Origin of the sequence: Pseudomonas sp. JZ134, assembly GCF_051027695.1 — a bacterium.
Lineage (GTDB): Bacteria > Pseudomonadota > Gammaproteobacteria > Pseudomonadales > Pseudomonadaceae > Chryseomonas > Chryseomonas luteola.
The window spans coordinates 3897193-3917691 of sequence record NZ_CP069250.1 but is presented as its reverse complement, the minus strand read 5'-3'; the positions used below and the strand labels follow the sequence as shown (position 1 = coordinate 3917691).

Sequence of the window (20499 nt, the reverse complement as noted above, 5' to 3'; positions counted from 1 at the left end):
GTTGTTTTTATTGAGGTGCTGGCGACTTCGGCGCGCAAGGCGCGCCGAAGGCTTGGATCAGTTTGAGTTCAAACGGGGACGTGGCGTGGCGACTGGCATCGGACCTTCTCCATCCAGGGGACGGAAGCGGCCTTCGATAGCGTCGTATGCCTTGATTTCACTGGTTTCGATCGAGTAGACCCAGCCGTGAATGAACAATTGTCCACTTGCCAGACGCGAAGCCACAGATGGATGCGTTTGCAGGTGAGTCAACTGCGCCACAACGTTTTCCTCGGTGAGGAAGTTCAGCTCCCCATCATGAGTGTGTTCACACATCTGGTGGTCGGCAACAACCGTTCTGGCAATTTCAGCATGGCGTAGCCAAGCTCTCACAGTAGGCATTTTTTCCAGCGAGGCCGGATTCAACACCGCTTTCATGGCGCCGCAGTCGGAGTGACCGCAGACAATGATGTGCTGGACACCCAGGGCCGATACGGCGTACTCGATCGCCGTCGAAACACCGCCGTTCATTTGCCCATAGGGCGGAACGACGTTGCCAACGTTACGGGTAACGAACAGATCGCCTGGGGAGCTCTGGGTGATCAGCTCAGGCACGATGCGCGAGTCGGCACACGTAATGAACATGGCGCGTGGCGATTGTGCATTGGCTAGCTTTTTAAATAACTCCTCCTGTTCTGGGAACACTTCCTTTCGAAAGCGCTTGAAGCCATCGACAATTTGTTGCAAGGCGTCATCCGCACAAGGGACGTTCATGTTTTTCTCGTTCATGGTCCAACCTCTTTACGTGGACGAAACAACTAACCATTGTCCGATCGGGTACTGCTTGAAGCAGACGTTGCCCACCAACGTCTGGTTACAGCTTAATCCCGAAACCCTCCGGACCACGTAGCGTTGGGCATATGCCCCAGGCTCGAAGCAAGCCTAGAGCGCGAAGCTTAATTCACCCTGAAGAAAAAGTAGTGAAAGGAACAGTTTGAAGATATTTCCAAATTTTATTGCGATCAAATAGCCATCATGTGGTGGCTAATTGCTTAAAAGGGGTTTTTGGAGCTATTGGATTTTTAAGACAGGGGTTAAATCTGGAATAGTTCACAGATAGAACATTTTTATTCAATGCTGAAGTGAGCAAATGTCTATTGCGCCACGTTGCACGGCTTGAGGTGGAGATAAAAGTGTAATGGGTTATCAGGTAAAGCAGTACGGCAGTACCAAGATACCGGGCAGGTAGATCATCAACCTGCCCAGCGAAATCCGATCAGCGGATACCGATTCCGCGCATGGCCGCGTCCAGCGCGTTAGCACTCAGGTACTGATGATCGGCGCCCAGACCACTCTGCAGGGCCTCTTCCAATGCAGGACGCAGCCGATTCCACTTGTGCTCATCCTCCATCCACTCGAACAGCTCTTGCCCCAGCGGCTTGATACCCCTGACCTCCGAATCTTTCTCGAACGGATAAGGCGCGTCGATAAAGCCGTTGCGGACCAGTTCATCTGCTGCCTTGAGAATGGCTTCGATGACTTGAGGGTCATCGGCAGATGTGTCCTGACGGCGGGCAACGTCTACCGCAATGGTGCGTACCGAGACGCTGTCCTCGCGGGTGCCTGCGCGTAGTACGTCACGGGTAGTATCCCAATCAACCTTCAGCTTTTGCATGGTTCCTCCTGTAATTCAGGTAGTGGCTATAACTCCTGACCACAGAAAGAGGCCTTCGGCTCGTTCCAGCGATCGGCAGTCCACCATTAGACCGGCGGCATGGGCAGGGGGTGAGTGTCAGGTGGAACGCAAGGTCCAACCGTTTATACGCCTGGTTTTTTTGGAGGCCCTATGCCGTTGCCTGATATCCAGCTGATCGAGTCGGCTGCCTTGCCATATCTGCTTTCCGTGCCCGAGGGCCTTCCACCCACGGAAGGTTGGCCGGTGCTCTGTTTTCTGCATGGCTACGATGAGGGCGCACCCATGCCGATCCATAAGGCATTGACCGTGCATGGCCCGCTCAACCCGGGCAATCCGGAACAGGTAAGGGAGACCTTTATCGTGGTGGCGCCACAGATGCCATCCAAGGGTGATCGCTGGCATCGCTTTGCTGATGAGGTCAGCCGCCTTGTGGCAGACGTACAGACAGTTCATCACGGCGACCGCAGGCGAACCTACCTGACCGGCTTTAGCTTTGGCGGAAACGGTGTATTCGATCTGGCGCTCTCCCAACCTGCTTTCTGGGCGGCGTTATGGTCGGTAGACCTGACGCGCGTGCCTCAATCCGATCCTCAACGACCGGTCTGGATCAGTGTTGGCGAGGTGACGCGCCGGGCAACGCCCGCCTTTATCAGCCGCCTGGGCCTGACCTCGGCTGAGACCTCCCAGGAGGGAGACCGCCTGTATCTGGATCAGGGGCAGGACCATGTAGGCGCTGCTCGCCTGGCTTATCGGGACATACGAATCTACCAGTGGCTGCTGGCCAGGCAGCTGTAACAGAATTGCCGACAGGAAGGATGCTCAAGGCTGAACTACGCTGTGCAGAGGGCTTGATGTGCCCTTCAAGGAGAACCCGCAGTGAGATTTGCCCGACGTATCGCCCTTGCCCTTCCGGCTTGCCTGCTGGCCACACTGACCTTGGCGGCCGAGCCGTCACAGCCACCGTCCAGCCCTGAAAAGACCACGCAACCGATGCCTGCATCGTCACCAGCCTCGCCAGCCGATACAGGCACGTCGGGGAGCACGGCTTCAGGCGTGCTGCTGACCATTATTCTAAAGCACGACCAGTCCAAGCCGCTGACCGAAACCAAGCAGGAGCTCAGGCGTCAGGGCTTCTTTGACAATTTTCCGCCGCCGGGCACGGAGGTGGTGTCCTGGTATGTCGTGATGGGGATTGGTCAGATCGTGACCCTGCGCGTACCGCCGGACAAACTGCCGGACGTGAACATGGCGGTGGAAAAGGGCGCCTGGGGCTCCTTTCATACCGAGTTCTATCCGACCTATGACTACCGCGAGGCTGCCAAGGGCGAATACAAGTCGCTCAAGTAGACAGGGCGGGAGCCGGCGGGCTCCCGCTGTCACCTATTAGCCGGGATGCGGATGCAGGTCTTCTCCACGCTCCTGGGTGGGCAGGCCCAGCTCGGTAAACATACCTCGGGCAATCTCGCGCTCGCCCATAATGACAACGTTGGCGCCACTTTCCTGCAGGTGCTGCACCAACTCGTCGTAATGGGCGCGGGAAACGATATTGAGGGACGCATTCAGCTCTCGCGCACGCCTCGAGACCTCGCAGGCCTCAATCCCGTTCGGGATGGCGATCAGCAGCGTATGCGCCTGCTCGATATGAGCCTTTTGAAGCACGTTCGGCTGCGCAGCATTACCTAGCACGGCACTGATCTGATCTGCTCGCAGCTCCTCGATGTGATCGCGATCATTCTCGATCACCACGAACGGCATGTGTTCACGGCGCAGGCGAGCACTGACCAGCCTGCCAACCCGACCATGGCCGACCAGGACCACATGATCGGTTTCGGTAATGGGTGGCGGCTCTACCACTTCGGGCGCATGGGGCGCCTTGGCATTGGGAAGCGCCTGCCCTTCGCGTCGCTCGAGCCATGGCTGGAGACGGTCGATAATGCTGAACAGCGCAGGGTTCAGAATGATGGAAATGATCGCACCGCCCAGAATCAGGTCACGGCCTTCCTCAGGCAGCAGCTCCAGGCTGACGCCCAGGCTTGCCAGGATGAATGAAAACTCACCAATCTGGGCAAGGCTTGCTGAAATGGTCAGGGCTACGCTGAGCGGGCGCCGGGCCAGCAGTACGATGATCAGCGCCGCCAGGGACTTGCCAACGATGATGATCAGCACTGTGGCCAACAGGTGCAGCGGGTGCGAGAGTAGCACCTCCGGATTGAACAGCATGCCGACGGAAAAGAAGAACAGCACGGCAAAGGCTTCACGCAACGGCAGGGAATTGTCGGCTGCCTCGTGACTGAGTTCCGACTCGTTCAGGACCATGCCGGCAAAAAAGGCACCCAGCGCAAAGGACACGCCGAACAGGACCGATGAGCCAAAGGCAATCCCCATGGCCAGTGCCAGTACGGCGAGGGTAAACAACTCCCGTGATCCGGTGCGGGCGACACGCTTGAGTAGCCACGGAACGACTCTCCGGCCCACGATCAGCATCAGCGCTACGAAGGCGCTCACTTTCACCAGCGTCAGCAGAAGTTGCATGCTCAGGCTAGTGTCGCTTTCGGCGGCCTTGCCGCCCAGCATGCCGGAGAGCGCCGGTAGCAGAACCAACGCCAGTACCATCATCAGGTCTTCCACGATGAGCCAGCCGACGGCGATGCGACCACGGCGACTTTCCATCATTTGTCGTTCCTCCATGGCCCTGAGCAGCACCACGGTACTGGCGACCGAGAGTGACAGGCCAAAGACCAGCCCTGCACCCAACCCCCAGCCCAGGAGGTGCGCAAGGCCCATCCCCATAAGCGTGGCTACGGCAATTTGTCCAATGGCACCGGGAATCGCGATTTTGCGGACCGACATAAGGTCCTTGATGGAAAAATGCAGGCCTACGCCAAACATCAGCAGAATCACACCGATTTCGGACAGCTCATGGGCAATATCACTGTCGGCTACAAAGCCTGGCGTAAAGGGGCCGGCCAGTACGCCGGCCAGAAGATAGCCCGCCAGAGGAGGCAGGCGCAGGCGGTTGGCGAGGAGGCCCAGAAAAAAGGCCAGAACCAAGCCGGCGGCCAAGGTAGTAATCAGGGGCATTTCATGCATGCGGTGGCTCCATGTGGGGCTGGGGCAAAAAGAACCCGCAAGGCTTGGAGACCCAGCCTATGGACTGGCCTCACCATGGCGCTCAGATATTCAAGGCATCATGCACGCAGCGATAAAGTACGCACCGTATTGGAGTTATAGCTACAAAAATGCTGGCGCCAAACCTTATAAGGCCAGGCAGGGTGTAGTAAGGACAAGCGGTAAAGGCTGAAAGTTGCCGTTCTCTTTTCAGCGTGTCTGAATAAAGCGTTTTCAGGGTTATCTCAGATATTTCCCGATATTACGCACGCTTTACCAGCAAAGGTCAGAACAGTGGCATCTGCTGACCGGGAGGGCTGAACTGGGTGCAGTCCAGCGAGATGCGTGCTTCGCGACGATTCAGGCCCAGGCGGCGCAGGGCGATACGAAATCGCTGCTCAAGCAGATCGGCAAATACCCCTTCGCCATGCATGCGCGTGGTAAAGCGACTGTCGTAGACCTCACCACCTCGACTCTGGCGAATCAGGCTCATGACGTGGGCCGCACGCTGCGGATAGTGAGCTTCAAGCCATTCCTCGAACAAGGGAGCCACTTCCCGCGGCAGGCGCAGCAGAACATACCCTGCCGAGCGGGCTCCGGCGTCATGGGCCGCTTCAAGCAGATGCTCCAGTTCGCGGTCGTTGATCATTGGAATAATCGGGGCACACATGACGCCAACCGGAACCTCGGCCTCACGCAGGGTGCGAATAACCTTGAGCCGCGCGGACGGGGCCGCTGCCCTGGGCTCCAAGGTACGTTTCAGCTCATCGTCCAGTGTGGTCAGGCTGATCCCGACCTTGATCAGGCCACGGGCCGCCAGCTCGCTCAACAGGTCAAGGTCACGCAGGATAAGCGTACCCTTGGTAATAATCGTGGCCGGATGCCGATACCGGAGTAGTACCTCAAGCGCCTGGCGCGTCAGGCGCTGCTCGCGTTCAATGGGCTGATAGGGATCGGTATTACCCCCGATGGCGATGGGCTTGCAGACATAACCCGGTTTGGACAGCTCCCTCTCCAGAGTTTCGGCCAGATTGGTCTTGGCAATCAGCCGGGTCTCGAAGTCGAGGCCGGGCGAGAGGTCCCAATAGGCGTGGGTTGGACGGGCATAGCAGTAGATACAGCCATGTTCGCAGCCGCGATAGGGATTAAGAGACTGTTCGAAGGGAATGTCCGGCGAGGTATTGCGCGAGATAACCGTCTTGGCCGTTTCCAGCCGAATCTCGGTTGCCTGGGTGGGAGGAAGATCCTGGAACCAGCCATCGTCATAGGCTTCCGAACGGGTAGGGGCATAGCGGTTGTGCGGATTACTACCGGTCCCCCGACCGCGTGGAGGCTTTTGATGGGTCATGACCTTGTCTCAGAATATATACTGTTTGGATGTACAGTATATCTTGAGCAGGTATTAAAGAGGGTACGGCAGAAAAAGGCAGGACGGCGCAGGGCGCCGTCCTGACGGTCTTACGCGACCGGCGTGAACTGGATGATTTCTACCCAGTAGCCATCGGGGTCCTTGATAAACGCGATGTCTTTCATGCTGCCGTCGGTCAGACGCTTCTGGAAGGTAACGCCCAGCTCTTCGAAGCGCGCGCAAGCAGCGTGGATATCCGGTACGGCAACGCACAGGTGGCCAAAACCGCGCGGATCGCTGTTACCACTGTGGTAGCTGAAGTCCGCATCATCTTCGGTGCCGTGGTTGTGGGTCAGCTCCAGAATGCCTGGAATGGACTTGCGCCAGCGGTGACGCTCTTCCGGATCCGTCGGGATCTGGGACTTGTCGGCAATCAGTGCCAGGAAGTACAGGCTGAATTTGGCAGCCGGAAAGTCTTTCTTCTCCAGCATGGTGAAGCCCAGGACACGGGTATAGAAGTCCAGGGACTTCTCGATATCCTTCACCCGGACCATGGTGTGGTTGTAGACGTATTCGGCAGTGGCCGCGTCAGGCTGGGCCGTGACGCCCGGCAGGTTGTTCAGTTCATTCAAGGTCATCGTATTTCTCCAGACGATCAATCCAGACGTTACTTAGATAGCCAGCTTATCACTTTCGCGTGTCGTTAGGCTGAGTAGACCCTGGCTGTGGCAAATGGCCACGAAGGCCGTTGAGGATCAGGACGATTCCAGCAGAGCCTGCTGCTTTGCCTGCCAGACGATCTCATAGGACCGCAGACGCTCCTTAAAGTCATAGGTCTCGGTATGAATCAGGAGTTCATCGGCTTGGGTGCTTTCCAGCAATTTCTGCAAACCTGCCCGCACCTCATCAGGGTCTCCAATGATGGCCGCTGCATACTGGTCTTCCACGGCCAGCCGCTCTTGAGGCGTCCACTCCATCGTTTCAGGCGGTGGCTTCAGCCGACTGGAATGGCCGCGTCCGAGATCCAGTGCCTTTTGATACAGGGAGTGCATCAGGCGCTCGGCCCGAGACCGGGTATCCGCCGCCATGACGGGAACGGCCACAATGACCCGCGGTCGTGGCTGATGCAGAGAAGGTTTGAAATGCTCGCGATAGGCCGCTATCGCCTCATGCAGGCGGGCTGGCGAAAAATGCGCGGCAAACGCATAGGGCAGCCCAAGCTCAGCGGCCAAGCGAGCACTGATGAGGCTGGAGCCCAGCATCCAGATCGGAACGCTCAGCCCTTCGCCTGGGGCACGGGTGAAGGGCTGCGTATTCAAGGCTGATTCCGTGCCCTCGTCGAATAGCGCAAGCAGTTCACGGACGCGCTCAGGAAATTCCCGGCTCGCCGTGATCATGTTGACCCGCAGCGCTTCCATGGTGGCGTAATCCCCGCCGGGAGAGCGGCCTATACCCAAATCGATACGGCCTGGGTACAGGATTTCCAGCGTACCGAACTGCTCGGCCACGTATTGGGGAGTATGGTTCGGCAGCATGACACCGCCTGCCCCCACACGGATACGGTGGGTGGCAGCCGCTACCTGCCCAATCAGCACGGCGGTGGCCGAGGCGGCTACACCGTCCATGTTATGGTGTTCGGACAACCAGTAACGGTGATAACCCCAGCGATCGGCCTGCTCGGCCAGGGTAAGGGTGTTGCGCAGGGCCTCGCCTACCGACTGGCCAGCCGTGACAGGGGCAAGATCAAGTATCGACAGGCGGGTCTTGGCTAATGTCCGCATGGGCCTCTCCTTGATGATCGGCAGCGCAACAGGCGCTTTCAGACAGAATCCGAGAGTCGCGTACGATGCGCTGCTCAGGCGGGAGAATCAAGGCGTGCAGGTGGTTGATGCCAAAAAGATCGCACACGTCTGGCATGTTCAGACCCGATGGAAACGATTGGACTGAAGGCCCGGATCTGTCGAGCCTTCAGTTGGATCACACCTCGTCGAGCTCAGGATAATGACGGAAGATGCCGTTTTCGCTGAAGGGCAGGCGTCGATCAGAGGCCAGATAAGCCTTGATATTGGGACGCTGAGCAACTCGGGAGACCAGATCGACGACCTTGGGCATATCCGCCTCGATCCGCTGCATGGCCTTGGGCAGGGCATAACGCAGCCCGCTTACGACCTGAAAGAGCGACAGGTCGACATAGGAGAGTGAATCTCCAACCAGATAGCGATCTCCCTTGGGGTTGTCCTCTAGAACGTGCTCGAAATAGTCGAGAAACTTGGGGATACGTTCCTTGATGAACCCTTCTGCACGGCGCTTGGCTTCCGTCTTCTGGTCTTCGTAATACAGCGAAGAGCCTATGGGATGATGAATGTCGTGGGCTTCGGTTACAAGGTCGGCAAGGGTCAGCTGCAGACCATGGGCCCACAGGCGTGAGGCCTCATCTTCCGGAGCCAGCCCGAGGCGGGGTCCCAGGAACTGCAGGATATTGGCAACATGGGAGACGATCAGATCGCCCGCCTTGAGAAACGGCAGGGCGAAGGGGGGAAAGGGCGTTGCCTCACCGTTCAGATAGGATTCCATGGCAGGCATGCCCAGGCCATCCTCTTCGGAGCCATTGCCCACATCCACGTAGTCAGCGCCGGCTTCTTCCAGCGCGAGGCGGATGAACTCGCCTCGTCCCTGAATGGTGGGCCAGTAATGCAGTTCGTAACGCATTGCTCGTCTCCTTTCAATGAGGGTCTCCCTGTGGGACAGACGATCTCATCAGGAGTTGTTTGCCTGTTTTCACGAACGAACAGCCGTCACAGTATCGGATTGCTCGGCTTATGGCGGAAGGCGCGCGAACAGCCGTTTGATTCTTCTGCGGTGACATCTGCCGCTCAGTCCGGTCTACCCCCTACAAGGCTATGCCTTCACCTTTACAAACAGCCAAGTCCGGTTGCCTGTAGATAAAGTATGAGAGGAGATGGGGATGTTGGGATTCAGTCTTCGTGGGTTGGGCCCGCTGGACGTACTCAAGCGGGCGGTCAAGGAATTCAATGAAGACGATATGGCGACTTATGCTTCGGCATTGGCCTATCAGATGTTCTTTTCGATGTTTCCTTTCATTCTGTTCCTGATCTCGCTGGTGGGCTTTCTGCATCTGCCCGACTTCTTCAACTGGCTACGCGAGCAGGCCAACTATGTCCTGCCAGCGCAGGCACTGGAGCAGGTCAATCCAGTGATCGATCAGCTTCAGCAAAATCAGCAGGGCGGCTTGCTGTCGGTAGGGATCATCGTGGCGCTGTGGTCAGCTTCTGCGGCAGTGCGCTCGCTGATGACGGCCCTGAACATGGCCTATGATGTCGAGGAAGGACGACCCGTCTGGAAGCGGTTACCACTGTCGGTGTTTTATACTATCGGGCTGGCGCTGATGCTCATCAGCGCTGCCGCCCTGATGGTTACTGGCCCGCAGTTCCTGAATTGGCTGACCAGCTACATTGGTCTTGAACAGGTCTTTATCACGGTCTGGACCTGGATCCGCTGGCCCGTTGCTGTGATCCTCCTGATGCTGGCCGTGGCGATCATTTATTACGCAGCGCCCGATGTGGAGCAGGACTTTCGGTTCATTACACCCGGCTCGGTGCTCGCTGTAGTGGTTTGGATTGCCGCCTCCTTGGGCTTTGCCTTTTACGTCCAGAACTTTGGCAACTACAACGCCATGTATGGCGGGATCGGCACGATCATCATCATGCTCCTGTACCTGTACATCTCATCAGCAGTGCTGCTGTTTGGCGCGGAAATCAACGCGGTGATCGAGCATCACTCCAACGAGGGCAAAGAAAAGGGCGACAAGAAGCTGGACGAGTAAACCGCTCTAAGTCAGGGGCGCTGCCAGTCCGCATGGGTGAGCCGGTACAGGCAGTGCCGGCGCAAGGGGTGGCCAGCAGGGACGCGAGGATGATCGAAATCTTCCTGGGTATTTCGCATTCCGAGCCGCTCCATCACGGCTCGAGAGCGGTGATTGCTCAAGGCTGTAAAGGCGACGATCTCGTCCAGCGCCAGTTGCTCGAACCCGATGCGCAAGGCTTCACGCGCGGCCTCTGAGGCATATCCCTTTCCCCAATAGGCCCTGGCCAATCGCCAGCCAATTTCCACGCACGGCGAGCAGGGCAGACCTTCTGAAGCGTTCAGGCCGGTAAAGCCGATGAATGCGCCTGTCTCTTTCAGTTCGACTGCCCAGAAGCCCCAGCCCTGCTGTTCGATTCTGTCCTGGATACGCTCACGCTCGGCCTCGCTGCCGGCAAAATCCAGTACACCCGGAAAGTATTCACGTATTTCTGGATCAGCGTTCAGCGCGGCATAAGGGAGACGGTCTTCGTCACGCCATGGGCGAAGCCGCAGGCGGACCGTTTCGTAAAGGGCAGGCTCCAGAGGCGGGTGCATATGGCTACCTCTGTTGCAGAGCCGCCACGGTCAGGCCGGACGTGATAAAGGCAATACCCGCACCCCAATTGAGACCGCCTACGACGCGTGGGCGATGCTTTAGCCAGCGGGCCAGCCGCGAAGCACAGGAGCCCATGATGGAAAAGCCGATAAAGGTCAGCAAGGCAAACCAGGCGCCGTAGACCAGCATCTGGATCGTCACGGAGCCGCGGGCAGGGCTTACGAACTGGGGTAGAAAGGCCAGGACAAACAGGCCCGGCTTGGGGTTGAGCACAGCCGACAGCAGCCCGGTAAGGAAGATGGTTTTCAGCGGCTGGTGAGCTGCCGGGGTGAAGGTGATCAGGTTGCGCGAGCGCAATACCTTGATCCCCAGCCACAGCAGGTAGGCGGCGCCCACCAGCTTGACGACCCAAAATGCCACGGCTGATGTTTTCATCAGTAGCGTCAGGCCGAAGGTGGCGGCTGTGACGTGAAACAGGATGCCAACGCCTGAAGACAGTCCGGAAACGATGGCGGCCCGGCTACCCTGGCTCAGGCCACGGCCAATGGCAAGCAGATTGTCCGGGCCGGGAGACAGGATCAACAACGCGCAGGCTGCGGTATAGGCGAGCCAGATATCGATTGGAAACATGATCAGTCCTTGGATATTTTCTTGTTCAGACCCAATAGTGATACAGGCGGATAAAGCCACGCCAGATCATACCCAGCCAACCGGGAAACAGGGTGGGCCAGATGAATGCTGCCAGCAAAAATAATCCCAGGCAGCCCCAGAAGTATCCTGTCCCGAGAAATCCACCCGTGAAAGCCAGCCCCTGATTGAGCGCAAGCCATAGCAGCGCCGCTGTTACCAGGGTAAACGGCAGGGCGGCCAGGAGGCTGATAATGCGGGTTTCAAGTGAGTGTCCGTCGTCCTTGCGGACCATTGCAACTCCCTATCCATGAAAGGCACCTCCAGAGTATGGCAGTGTTCTGGTTGATCCAGCGTGCGGCAGTACCTGAATCGCGCCTATTCAGACGTTGCCCTTGTTGGCCTCGATCAGGCTAGACAATAGCTCGATGGCCCCTTCAGGATGCTCGACTTCGATGATCAGACGTTTGTACTGCTCATCTTCCAGGTCGATGATGATCGCCCGTTCCGCATGGCTGACATCCCAGAATACCTGCTCGCCCTCAAGGTAGAAGGTCCCGGCCGTCAGAATATTCGGAATCTTGGTGCCCGGCGCCTTCCAGCCTTTCCAGCTCTGCAGGACCGTATCGTCCTGGCGAGCCGCCAGGATATGCGATTGGGGGATCGTTAGCTGGCTCTTGAGTGCCCACAGCTTGTGAATGCCTTTGACGGTGAAGACGACGTTATTGCCTTCGATTTCGATCTCGACCATCCGCTGCTCCTCTCATCAGCCCGTTCTACAGTAGGGCTGGCTAATACGTTTCTTGAATAGATAAGGAACAGCGTAGCCGCGGATCGTTCGCTGGGTAGAAAAGTGTCTATGCCGTTTCAAAACTGACAGGCTGGGCCAGAGTGCTCAAGCATCCGGCCCAGGCGGCGTTGGTGCTAGATCAGCCCTGTCTGGTGGCTGATACCTTGAAATCAGAAAGCGGCCATCCGGCTGTAACACAACGCGATGGATCTCATCGAACCCTTCCTCGGAGCGTGGCCGCTCCAACCGTTTGAGGGTTCCGAAGAGTCCCGCTGGCGGCACCTGGCGAGCCCGTGCCCGATTTCGCGCCTCGCAGCCGCGCGGGTCCGGCTCGAAGAAATAACCGATCACGGTAAAGCCGGCCGCCCGAGCGGGCTCGATGTAGCGTGCCCGCTCGGCAGCAGTGGGATTGGTGTTATCGATAACCACCTTCTGTTTGCCTTCCAGGCAGGCCGTCAACAGGAGCCGCTCACGGTGGCGGGTGCGCAGCATGTCCCGGTTGATACGGACATGCGTATCGAAAAAGCAGCGTTGGTAAAATGTTGATTTGCCCGCGGCCTGGATGCCTATGAATACGATCAGCTCCATGGCATCACAGTTCAGGCGATCCGGGCATATACGCGGGTGTTGCGTAGCGTGCCGTCCGGTGCTTTGCGCTCATGGTGCAGTGTCCCTTCAAGGCTGAAGCCTGCCCGTTCGCAGACCCGGCAGGAGGCAAGGTTTTCCTCATCCGTCAGGATCTGGATGCGCTCGGCCTTGAGGTCAGTGAACGCCAGGTGCGTCATGGCGCTGACCGCTTCGGTAATGTAGCCCTGTCGGCACTGGCTGTCCCGGCACCAATAACCGATCTCCATGCTGGGTACGTTCCAGTCGATATGGTGAAAGCTGGCGCAGCCCACCAGCCTACCGGTGGTTTTGTCGATCAACAGAAACGGCAGATCCTTGCGTACGATAAAGCTCGATGCCGCAAGGCGGCAGTAGGCTTCGGACGTATCGACTGATGGCTCGGTCATCACCCACGGCAGCGAGGCCGGAAAGCGGCGCAGCGAGGCAAGCGACTCCACCACGGCCGCGTAGACCATGGGGCCATCACCGGCACGGGGAACCCGTAGCAGCAGACGTTCGGTTTCAAACTGTTCAGGAATGGTGCGCAGCAAGGGAGGAGTCATCGCAGTCCTTGGGGTATGTAATGGTTTAGACGCTGCTGGCCGGGTTGATCAAGGCGTTGAGGACGTGATCCTCCCAGACGCCATTGATCTTGAGATAGGCCCGTGCGTACCCCTCACGCTCGAAACCCAGACGCTTGAGCAGCCGCGCGCTGCGCTCGTTATGGGGAATATAGTTGGCCATGATGCGATGCAGTCTGCGCTGGGTGAACATGTAATCGATGCCGGTCCTGGCCGCTTCGAACATGAACCCCTTGCCCTGATGGCTTTCAGCGATGGAATAACCCAGGTGGCAGGCCAAAAACGAGCCCCGGATGATATTGGAAAAGTTGCAGCAGCCGATGATCGCCTCGGTGCGCTTGTCGACAATGCTGAAACAGCAGGAGGCACCGGCCATGAAATCCTGCAGGTTCAGGCGAATCCGCTGGCGAACCGTCTCGGGTGTATAGAAGGTCTCCTCCCGCAAGGGCTCCCAGATGCGCAGATGCTCGCGGTTTTCAAGCTCGAACCGCCGTCGCCGCACGACATCACGCTCGGTGGGGATGATCAGTCGGACCCGCTCTGCCTCTAACGTCAGGATGCTCATGGACTTTTATCTCTTATAAGCGCCTGAGCGTTATAACCGGAACATCACCCGGTTTTGTAGCGTTTTGGCAGATAAACCTCACCGGGCAAGCTCAAGGCGCATACGCTGTGGCTGATCTTCCCGCCCATCAGGCATGACGCGACCGGGCAGGTCGTGTTGCCACTCGAACCCGTGCGCTGCGTATACATGAATGGCTCGCCGATTGGATTTATAGACATCCAGCTCAAGCGCGATAAAGCCGAATGCCCGGCTGCTTTCGATAAGTGTGCCCAGCAGGCGTGTGCCAAACCCCTGGTTACGAAAGGCTTTGTGAATCTGCATGCCCAGAAAACCCACTGAATCATCCTGGTCCGTCTGACCACAAACACTGGCCGGAAAGACTTCTCCCGAGCCGATAATCTGGCCCCCATGCTCGATGACTTGATTGGGCCAGCCATGCGCGAGAGCCTGAATCACGCTTTCCAGAATACGCTCCCGGGCAGGCGGCAGTTGCCGGTGAGTGTACAGCCCCTCCGCGCAGACGGAGGCGAAGAGGCTGTAAAAGCCATCAAGGTCGGCAAGCTCCGTCTGGCGTATCAGCATACGAGTCCTTTCAGACGCTGCCCTCGCGCTCCACTACCAGAATGCGCGCCTCGCCTTGAGGGTGTGCGACATGCTCGCAGCCGATTCCGGCAAAGAACACATCTCCTGTTTCCAGGCGTACGGATTTCTCCTCTCCGGCTTCGCGGTAATGCATGTCGACAACGCCGTCGAGAACAGCAAAGACTTCCTCGCCATCGTTGACATGCCATTTGTAGGGCTGATCCGTCCAATGCAGACGGGTAGTGATTCCGCCCATGTTGGCAATATCGAGCGCTCCCCAGGCTCGGCTGGCGGTAAAGTGCTTGCTGCGGATGATGTTCATGTAGACCTTGTATGCGGCTCAGGGGTGGAATTGGCCCAACGCGGCCATGAGTGACACGGCCAACGCAGCGATAGCCGTGGCTCGAACGCAGTTGGCTTGCATCGTCTCGTCCAAACATTTCTGGCCATGAGGATAGCGACCCAAGGTCAGAACCTTGACGATGGGCCAGCCGATCCAGAACAGAATGGCCGCGAAAAGGGTGCCGAAAACGAACTCCAGAATGAAGTTGCCAATGACATTCAGAAGTCCATCCATGGTTCGCCTGCCTCCATCAATCAGTGGTCCTAGACAAGGGCCGTTGCCTTGAACGCGTCGAGCGTTTCCGCCTGCGCCGACAGCTCGCGCAGGTGTGGAAAGCTGTCGGCAATAACGGCATTGGGCGTCATGTGCTGGGTAAAGCGCCACGCTACAGCCGTGGTGATGCCAGCCTGATTGATGTCGTCGGCGCCTGCCTTGAGCGGGCGGTTCGCCACTTCGGCTTCCAGCGTACCGTAGGCAGCCAGCAACTGCCCGGTTACGCGGTCAATCCAGGGTTCATGCACCTTGTCAGCCGGGCGCAGCTTGCGCTCGTAGACGATCTGGACGGTTTTCTCACAGGCGGTCAGGGCGAGCCCGATGATGCGCAGCGCATGCTGACGCTCGGCCAGATCGCGTGGCATGAGGGTGCGTCCCGACTCGGCCGCCAGCGCTTCCACGTAATCCAGGATCAATGTCGAGTCCATCAGCACCGTGCCGTCATCGCACACCAGTGACGGTGCCTTCACGACCGGGTTGATTGACCGGAACTCCTCGAAGGCGCTGAAGACCGAAAGGGGGTTGTGCTCGAAGGGCTGGTCCAGCAGGTTCAGCGAGACGGCTACGCGACGGACGTAGGGCGAGTCGAACATTCCGATCAGTTGCATGGTGGCTCCTGTGAGGTAGAGGCAAATCCCTTTCCTTATAACGGCTGCCGAGGCGGACTGCACGCGTTGTGCTCGTGCCTTGGATGTCAGGTGCAGGCCCCTGATGCATGGAGACCGCACTGTGCGCTGGGACAGGCGTTCAGAACAGCCATGGCCGTTCGTCGCCAGGACTCACTGGTCCACCAGAAGTGTATCCGCTCTAGCCTGCGGTTGCCTGGTGGCCAACGGCTGCCATTGATCCCCAGCCCCTTCAAAACCGCTGAAAATGACCTTCAGGCCGCTTCAGTCGGCATGATGTCAAGCCGATAGCCTGGAAGTGAAAAGCCGGAATGCCTTTGATTCTGGCGCCTCGCGCAGTGTTGTTGACCCCTGAATAACGATAAACGTACGGGTTACTATCATGACCATCCTCCAACGTGTGATTGGTGGTTTTGCGCTGCTGTTAGTACTGCTGCTCTCCATTGTGGGCATCAGCTACCAGAGCACGCATTCCATCAGTGACCGGCTTTCCATCATTACCGGGCAATCGGCGCCGCTCAGTCAGGCCGCCAGTGAGCTCAACGTGCATATCCTGCGCGCCAATCAGGCTGTAATGGCCGTTCTTATCAGCCGTGACGGCCAACAGATTGCCGAAGGCAAGAAGCCCTTCGATGAGAGCCTGGGGCGTTTCAATGAGCTCCTGGGAACCACGGTGCGTTATATTGGCGATCGTCCCGAGCTCAAGGAAAATCTGACTCAGCAGCGTGAGCTGAGCACGGCCTATGCCGAGCAGGCTGCCACGCTGATGAAGCTGCACGGCCAGCAGGTTGCCCTGAACATCCAGGCCCGTACGCTGCAAGGTTTTGCGACTCAGGAAGGTACGCGGCTGTCCAATATGCTGCGGGATTACATGGCCAGGCAGCGTGCCAATGGGTCCACTGACAGTGCAGCCGCTGCCGAGGCGCTGCTGCTGGAAATCGGTAAGACCTATGACCATTTTTCCGCGCATGCGGCCGTTCCTGATATCGATAGGCTCAAGCGCGGCTTGACGCTTCAGGATGAAGTCATTCGTGATCGACTCAAGGCTTTTGTCGCACAGGATGCTCGGACTGGCCGGATCGTGACGGTGATGGTGAACCATCTGTTTAGAGATCTGACCGCTGATGATGGTCTGCTCAACGTCTATCAGCAGGATGCAGCGCTGGTGGAACAGGTTGCAACCCAGCGTCAGGCAATGGATGCCAAGCTGCAAGCCATGCTGACCAGGATCGCCGAGTTTGGTGGTCAGGCTGTAGCCGTAGCCAACAGTGCCAAGGCCGGTGCCGATTCGACCATTTCCACCAGCCGCAGCCTGTTGCTGGTCGCTTGCGTCCTGGCTGTTCTGGCTGCCGTCCTGATCGGTGGTTGGGTATCCCATAGCATTCGGCGTCCGCTGGCAACCTTCCGCGAGGTGCTCAAGCAGGTCACGAGCGGTGACATGCGCGTGCGCTTCGATGTTTCCCGCAAGGATGAGTTTGGCGAGCTGGGCGGCTATCTGAACGAGCTGACCGCCTCCCTGCAGGACACGCTGCGTGAGTTAACCCGCTCAGCCGATAGTCTGGCGCAGACGGCGGACAGCAATGCCGAGATCAGCGAGCGCACCACACATGCCGTGGATGAGCAGCGCGACCGCCTCAACTCTGCCGCCTCGGCCATGACCGAGATGGAAAGTACCGTGCATGAAGTCGCCAGACGGGCGAACGACACCCGTCAGGCAGTGGACGATACCCACGAGCTGACCAGCAAGGTGCAGGAGCGCGTCGCCGAAACCATCAGCAGCATTCGCCTGCAGGCCGACCAGATCAACAAGGCCTCGCTGGAAACCGACGAGCTTCAGGGCTACGGAAAGCAGATCGATGGCATTGTGGACGCGATCCGCACCATTGCCGAGCAGACCAACCTGCTGGCTCTCAACGCGGCCATCGAGGCGGCGCGGGCCGGTGAGCAGGGCCGTGGGTTTGCCGTGGTGGCGGACGAGGTGCGCTCCCTGGCGAGTCGTACACAGACCTCCACCAGCGAGATCCAGAAGATGATCGAGCAGATGCAGGGCAAGATCCACTCGGTCGTGAAGGTCATGAATGAGAGCCAGACCCAGTCCAACGACTGTGTTCGCCTGGCCTCCGGCGCAGATGAGCTGCTGGGCTCCATGAGCAGCGCGGTGAACAGCATCCGTGACATGAACATCCAGATCGCGGCGGCCACTGAAGAGCAGAGCGCGACCGTGCAGGAAACCAGCCGCATGGTCACGTACATCAACGATGCGGCCCAGCTGGCCGCCGAGGGTGCCGAGCGTACCGCACAAAGCAGCCAGGACCTGTCCGAGATGGCTCAGGTGCAGCGTCGGCTACTTCATCATTTCAGCGTGTGAGGCGAACATGAAACACTGGATGACCTCTCTACTCGGTGCCGGCCTGCTCCTGAGCAGTCTGGCCCAGGCCGCCACGCCCCTGATCGGCGTGGGTGTCGCCAAGAACAACGACAACTTCCAGGTCCTGCTGCGCAATAACGTACAGCGCCACGCCAGCAGTCTGGATGCCGATGTCTTTATGGAGGATGCGCAGGATAACGGCACCTTGCAGATGCGCCAGATTCGCAACCTGATCGCCTCCAAGGTGGATGCCATTATCGTGACCGCGGTGGACATGAAGACCGCACCGGAAATGACCCGGCTCGCCAACGAGGCGAAGATTCCGCTGGTCTTTATCAACCGCAATCCCGAGCCAGCCGCCTGGGCGCCGCAGACCGCGTTCGTTGGTTCGAATGAGGTCGAGTCCGGCACCCTTCAGATGGAGGAACTGGCGCGCCGGGCCAACTACAAGGGCAACGTCGTTATTCTGGTTGGCGACCCGGGCAACAAGGCTTCGAAAGTTCGTACCGAAGACGTAGAAAACGTTGTGGCCAAATACCCGAACATGAAGATCGTACAGAAGACCATTGCCCACTGGCAGCGTAGCGAGGCGGCGAGCACTGTCATGGACTGGCTCAAGCAAGGCGTGAGCTTTGATATCATCGCCGCAAATAACGATGAGATGGCCATCGGCGCTGTGATGGGGCTGGAAAAGGCAGGCAAGAATCCCAAGGACTACCTGATCGGCGGTATCGACGGCACACCCGATGCACTCAAGCTGATGGACGAGGGCAAGCTGACTGTCAGTGTACTTCAGGATGCGGTAGGGCAGGCCAACGGTGCCGTAGAGGTTGCGCTGCACATGATCCGGGGTGAGCGGGTCGAGCCTGTGAACTGGGTGCCTTTCAAGCTGATCACACCGGAAAACCGTAGTCAGCTCCAGTAACACAGACGAAAAAAGACCGGGCCAGGCCCGGTCTTTTGATATCAGTACCCTGCTGCCGCGCCGTTGCTACGGGGATCAAACGCGCCCTCGAACACACCGCTCGGATGGCGTACGGCCGCACCGGCATGGCCCATGGTCTCGCTGAAGGGGGGCAGGCTTTCCACGTCATGACCGCGCGCACGTAGTGCGTCGAACACGTCTTTCGTAAAGCGCGATTCGAGCTTGAGCGTATCGGTGCTTTCGCCCCAGGTCCGGCCCAGCAGCCAGCGTGGCGCAGTGACCGCCTGCTGGAGCGGCTGATTGAAGATGGCGTAGCGGCTGAAAACCGCTGCCTGAGTTTGCGGCTGGCCATCGCCACCCATGGTGCCGTACACCAGGGTTCGTCCATCCTTGAGCCGCGCCGCAGCGGGGTTGAGGGTATGAAAGGGTTTCTTGCTAGGCACGAGGGCCAGCAGATGGTTGGGGTCCAGACTGAACGATGCGCCCCGGTTCTGCCAATTGAGGCCACTGGCTGGCAAGACTACGCCGCTACCGAACTCATGGTAGATGCTTTGGATAAACGAAACGGCCAGCCCGCTCCCATCGATCACCCCCATCCAGATGGTATCGCCCGGCCCTTTGCCTTCGCCCCAGGGCGCCGCTTTTTCCGGGTCGATGGCCCTGGCCAGTTCTTCAAGATAATCCGGGGTGAGGCACGCCTGTGGGTCGATGGTCATGTGCTCGGGATCGGTAATGTGCTCATCGCGTACCCGGAAGGCCAGCTTGGTCGCCTCGACCAGCGTATGAATATGCTCGGCGCTGTCGGCCGTGCAGCTGTCCAGCCCGGCGTGGTCGGCAATGCCAAGAATGAGCTGGGAGACCAGGCCCTGGGATGGAGGTGTCAGGTTGTAGACCATCCCGGCACTATGCTGAAGCGCCAGTGGCTTTACTCGGCGGGCATGATAGGCGGCCAGATCATTGCGTGAAACAGGAGAGCCCAGCGCTTCCAGATCATGGGCGATACTGGCTGCCAGAGCGCCCCGGTAGAAGGTATCCAGTCCCTCTTCCGCCAGCTGATGCAGGGTGGCGGCCAGTCGTGGTTGTCTGAATAGGCTTCCGGCCACGGGTGCCTCGCCATTTTCCAGAAAGGTTTCGGCAAAGCCGGGAACAGACTCCAACTCGTGCCGCTTGCTGGAGGTGGCAAGATGCTGGGACAGCGTGACCGGAATACCTTCTGCAGCGTAATGGAAGGCATCAGCCAGAAGGCGTGGTAATGGCATCTTACCGCCCAGCTCCCTGGAAACCGCCAACGCCTCCTGCCAGCCACCAACTGTGCCCGCAACGGTAAGCGCGGCTTTCGGGCCGCGTGTTGGAATACGATCCATACCCGCGTAATGCTCGAGGGTGGCGTGGCTGCCTGCCGGGCCGCTGGCATCAATGGCAACCGGATCACCTTCAGGCGGAACGATCAGCCAGAAGCCATCCCCACCCAGGCTGTTCATATGGGGATAGACAACGGCAATGCTGGCCGCCGCGGCGACCATGGCCTCGATGGCATTGCCACCTTCACGCAGCACGGCCAGGGCCGATTGAGCAGCAAGACTGTGAGGCGCGACGGCAATTCCGCGGGCAGCAACAGTGGTATTAAGCATTCTTCTTTTCCTTGACGAACAAAGGGTCCCG

24 protein-coding genes and 1 pseudogene are annotated in these 20499 nt (G+C 58.6%); 6 read left to right on the top strand and 19 right to left on the bottom strand.

The features are described 5' to 3' along the window. Positions 1-57: 57 nt before the first annotated feature. Together JQR86_RS18230 and JQR86_RS18225 are read right to left on the bottom strand one after the other, a co-directional pair. Positions 58-768 (bottom strand): carbonic anhydrase, encoded by a 711-nt coding sequence (locus tag JQR86_RS18230; protein ID WP_122041066.1) that lies wholly within the window; start codon positions 766-768, stop codon positions 58-60. Positions 769-1255: 487 nt separating this feature from the next. Then, a complete protein-coding gene (locus tag JQR86_RS18225; RefSeq protein WP_074821364.1) occupies positions 1256-1654 on the bottom strand; it encodes a hypothetical protein in 399 nt (132 codons plus the stop codon). 171 nt (positions 1655-1825) lie between these two features. Between JQR86_RS18225 and JQR86_RS18220 the strand changes: the two genes are divergently transcribed. Together JQR86_RS18220 and JQR86_RS18215 are read left to right on the top strand one after the other, a co-directional pair. Then, positions 1826-2470, top strand: a complete 645-nt coding sequence (locus JQR86_RS18220) for a hypothetical protein (protein WP_434154015.1) — start codon at positions 1826-1828, stop codon at positions 2468-2470. 81 nt (positions 2471-2551) lie between these two features. After that, on the top strand, positions 2552-3022 hold the full coding sequence (locus JQR86_RS18215) for a hypothetical protein (protein ID WP_434154014.1): 471 nt from the start codon (positions 2552-2554) through the stop codon (positions 3020-3022). A gap of 36 nt (positions 3023-3058) precedes the next feature. On the opposite strand, the gene ybaL is transcribed toward JQR86_RS18215, so the two are convergent. The 5 genes from ybaL to JQR86_RS18190 form a co-directional block, all read right to left on the bottom strand. Then, on the bottom strand, positions 3059-4765 hold the full coding sequence (ybaL, locus tag JQR86_RS18210) for a YbaL family putative K(+) efflux transporter (protein WP_074821370.1): 1707 nt from the start codon (positions 4763-4765) through the stop codon (positions 3059-3061). 304 nt (positions 4766-5069) lie between these two features. Continuing rightward, on the bottom strand, positions 5070-6131 hold the full coding sequence (locus tag JQR86_RS18205) for a PA0069 family radical SAM protein (RefSeq protein WP_434154013.1): 1062 nt from the start codon (positions 6129-6131) through the stop codon (positions 5070-5072). A gap of 110 nt (positions 6132-6241) precedes the next feature. Then, positions 6242-6769, bottom strand: coding sequence for a lactoylglutathione lyase (gene gloA / locus JQR86_RS18200; RefSeq protein WP_122041061.1), 528 nt, complete (start codon positions 6767-6769; stop codon positions 6242-6244). 117 nt (positions 6770-6886) lie between these two features. Next, positions 6887-7912, bottom strand: coding sequence for an LLM class flavin-dependent oxidoreductase (locus JQR86_RS18195; RefSeq protein ID WP_434154012.1), 1026 nt, complete (start codon positions 7910-7912; stop codon positions 6887-6889). A gap of 196 nt (positions 7913-8108) precedes the next feature. Further along, a complete protein-coding gene (locus tag JQR86_RS18190) occupies positions 8109-8840 on the bottom strand; it encodes a glutathione S-transferase (protein ID WP_434154011.1) in 732 nt (243 codons plus the stop codon). Positions 8841-9096: 256 nt separating this feature from the next. Between JQR86_RS18190 and JQR86_RS18185 the strand changes: the two genes are divergently transcribed. Next, entirely contained in the window at positions 9097-9975 is an 879-nt protein-coding gene (locus JQR86_RS18185; RefSeq protein ID WP_010796596.1) for a YihY/virulence factor BrkB family protein, read from the top strand. 11 nt (positions 9976-9986) lie between these two features. On the opposite strand, the gene JQR86_RS18180 is transcribed toward JQR86_RS18185, so the two are convergent. The 11 genes from JQR86_RS18180 to JQR86_RS18130 all read right to left on the bottom strand — a co-directional run bounded on the left by JQR86_RS18180 (position 9987) and on the right by JQR86_RS18130 (position 15526). Continuing rightward, positions 9987-10538 carry a GNAT family N-acetyltransferase gene (locus JQR86_RS18180; protein ID WP_434154957.1) on the bottom strand — a complete coding sequence of 184 codons (552 nt, stop codon included), beginning with the start codon at positions 10536-10538 and terminating at the stop codon, positions 9987-9989. 16 nt (positions 10539-10554) lie between these two features. Continuing rightward, the gene (locus JQR86_RS18175; RefSeq protein WP_010796598.1) at positions 10555-11181 is read right to left on the bottom strand and encodes a LysE family translocator; all 627 of its coding nucleotides are present in this window, start codon (positions 11179-11181) and stop codon (positions 10555-10557) included. A gap of 25 nt (positions 11182-11206) precedes the next feature. Further along, positions 11207-11473 (bottom strand): hypothetical protein, encoded by a 267-nt coding sequence (locus JQR86_RS18170; protein ID WP_434154010.1) that lies wholly within the window; start codon positions 11471-11473, stop codon positions 11207-11209. 87 nt (positions 11474-11560) lie between these two features. Then, entirely contained in the window at positions 11561-11929 is a 369-nt protein-coding gene (locus tag JQR86_RS18165; protein WP_434154009.1) for a hypothetical protein, read from the bottom strand. 144 nt (positions 11930-12073) lie between these two features. Continuing rightward, positions 12074-12556, bottom strand: coding sequence for an AAA family ATPase (locus tag JQR86_RS18160; protein WP_434154008.1), 483 nt, complete (start codon positions 12554-12556; stop codon positions 12074-12076). Positions 12557-12567: 11 nt separating this feature from the next. After that, the gene (locus JQR86_RS18155; protein WP_434154007.1) at positions 12568-13137 is read right to left on the bottom strand and encodes a GNAT family N-acetyltransferase; all 570 of its coding nucleotides are present in this window, start codon (positions 13135-13137) and stop codon (positions 12568-12570) included. A 25-nt stretch (positions 13138-13162) separates the two neighbouring features. Next, a complete protein-coding gene (rimJ, locus tag JQR86_RS18150; protein ID WP_010796603.1) occupies positions 13163-13720 on the bottom strand; it encodes a ribosomal protein S5-alanine N-acetyltransferase in 558 nt (185 codons plus the stop codon). A gap of 78 nt (positions 13721-13798) precedes the next feature. After that, positions 13799-14302 (bottom strand): GNAT family N-acetyltransferase, encoded by a 504-nt coding sequence (locus JQR86_RS18145; RefSeq protein WP_434154006.1) that lies wholly within the window; start codon positions 14300-14302, stop codon positions 13799-13801. Between the two features lie 10 nt (positions 14303-14312). Continuing rightward, positions 14313-14624, bottom strand: a complete 312-nt coding sequence (locus tag JQR86_RS18140; RefSeq protein WP_197872971.1) for a cupin — start codon at positions 14622-14624, stop codon at positions 14313-14315. Between the two features lie 18 nt (positions 14625-14642). After that, complete coding sequence (locus JQR86_RS18135; RefSeq protein ID WP_286787204.1) at positions 14643-14879, bottom strand: hypothetical protein; 237 nt, start codon at positions 14877-14879, stop codon at positions 14643-14645. Positions 14880-14908: 29 nt separating this feature from the next. Continuing rightward, on the bottom strand, positions 14909-15526 hold the full coding sequence (locus JQR86_RS18130) for a glutathione S-transferase (RefSeq protein ID WP_434154005.1): 618 nt from the start codon (positions 15524-15526) through the stop codon (positions 14909-14911). A 400-nt stretch (positions 15527-15926) separates the two neighbouring features. Here JQR86_RS18130 and JQR86_RS18125 point away from each other — a divergent pair. The 3 genes and pseudogenes from JQR86_RS18125 to JQR86_RS18115 all read left to right on the top strand — a co-directional run. Continuing rightward, positions 15927-17009, top strand: a pseudogene (locus JQR86_RS18125) (methyl-accepting chemotaxis protein); the annotation flags it as partial. Beyond that, a complete protein-coding gene (locus tag JQR86_RS18120) occupies positions 16983-17912 on the top strand; it encodes a methyl-accepting chemotaxis protein (RefSeq protein ID WP_434154956.1) in 930 nt (309 codons plus the stop codon). The pseudogene JQR86_RS18125 and the gene JQR86_RS18120, both read left to right, overlap by 27 nt. Positions 17913-17919: 7 nt before the next feature. Next, positions 17920-18837 carry a substrate-binding domain-containing protein gene (locus JQR86_RS18115; RefSeq protein ID WP_434154004.1) on the top strand — a complete coding sequence of 306 codons (918 nt, stop codon included), beginning with the start codon at positions 17920-17922 and terminating at the stop codon, positions 18835-18837. Positions 18838-18878: 41 nt separating this feature from the next. Here JQR86_RS18115 and JQR86_RS18110 read toward each other — a convergent pair whose 3' ends face one another. After that, a complete protein-coding gene (locus tag JQR86_RS18110; RefSeq protein WP_434154003.1) occupies positions 18879-20468 on the bottom strand; it encodes a gamma-glutamyltransferase family protein in 1590 nt (529 codons plus the stop codon). Between the last annotated feature and the right edge of the window lie 31 nt (positions 20469-20499).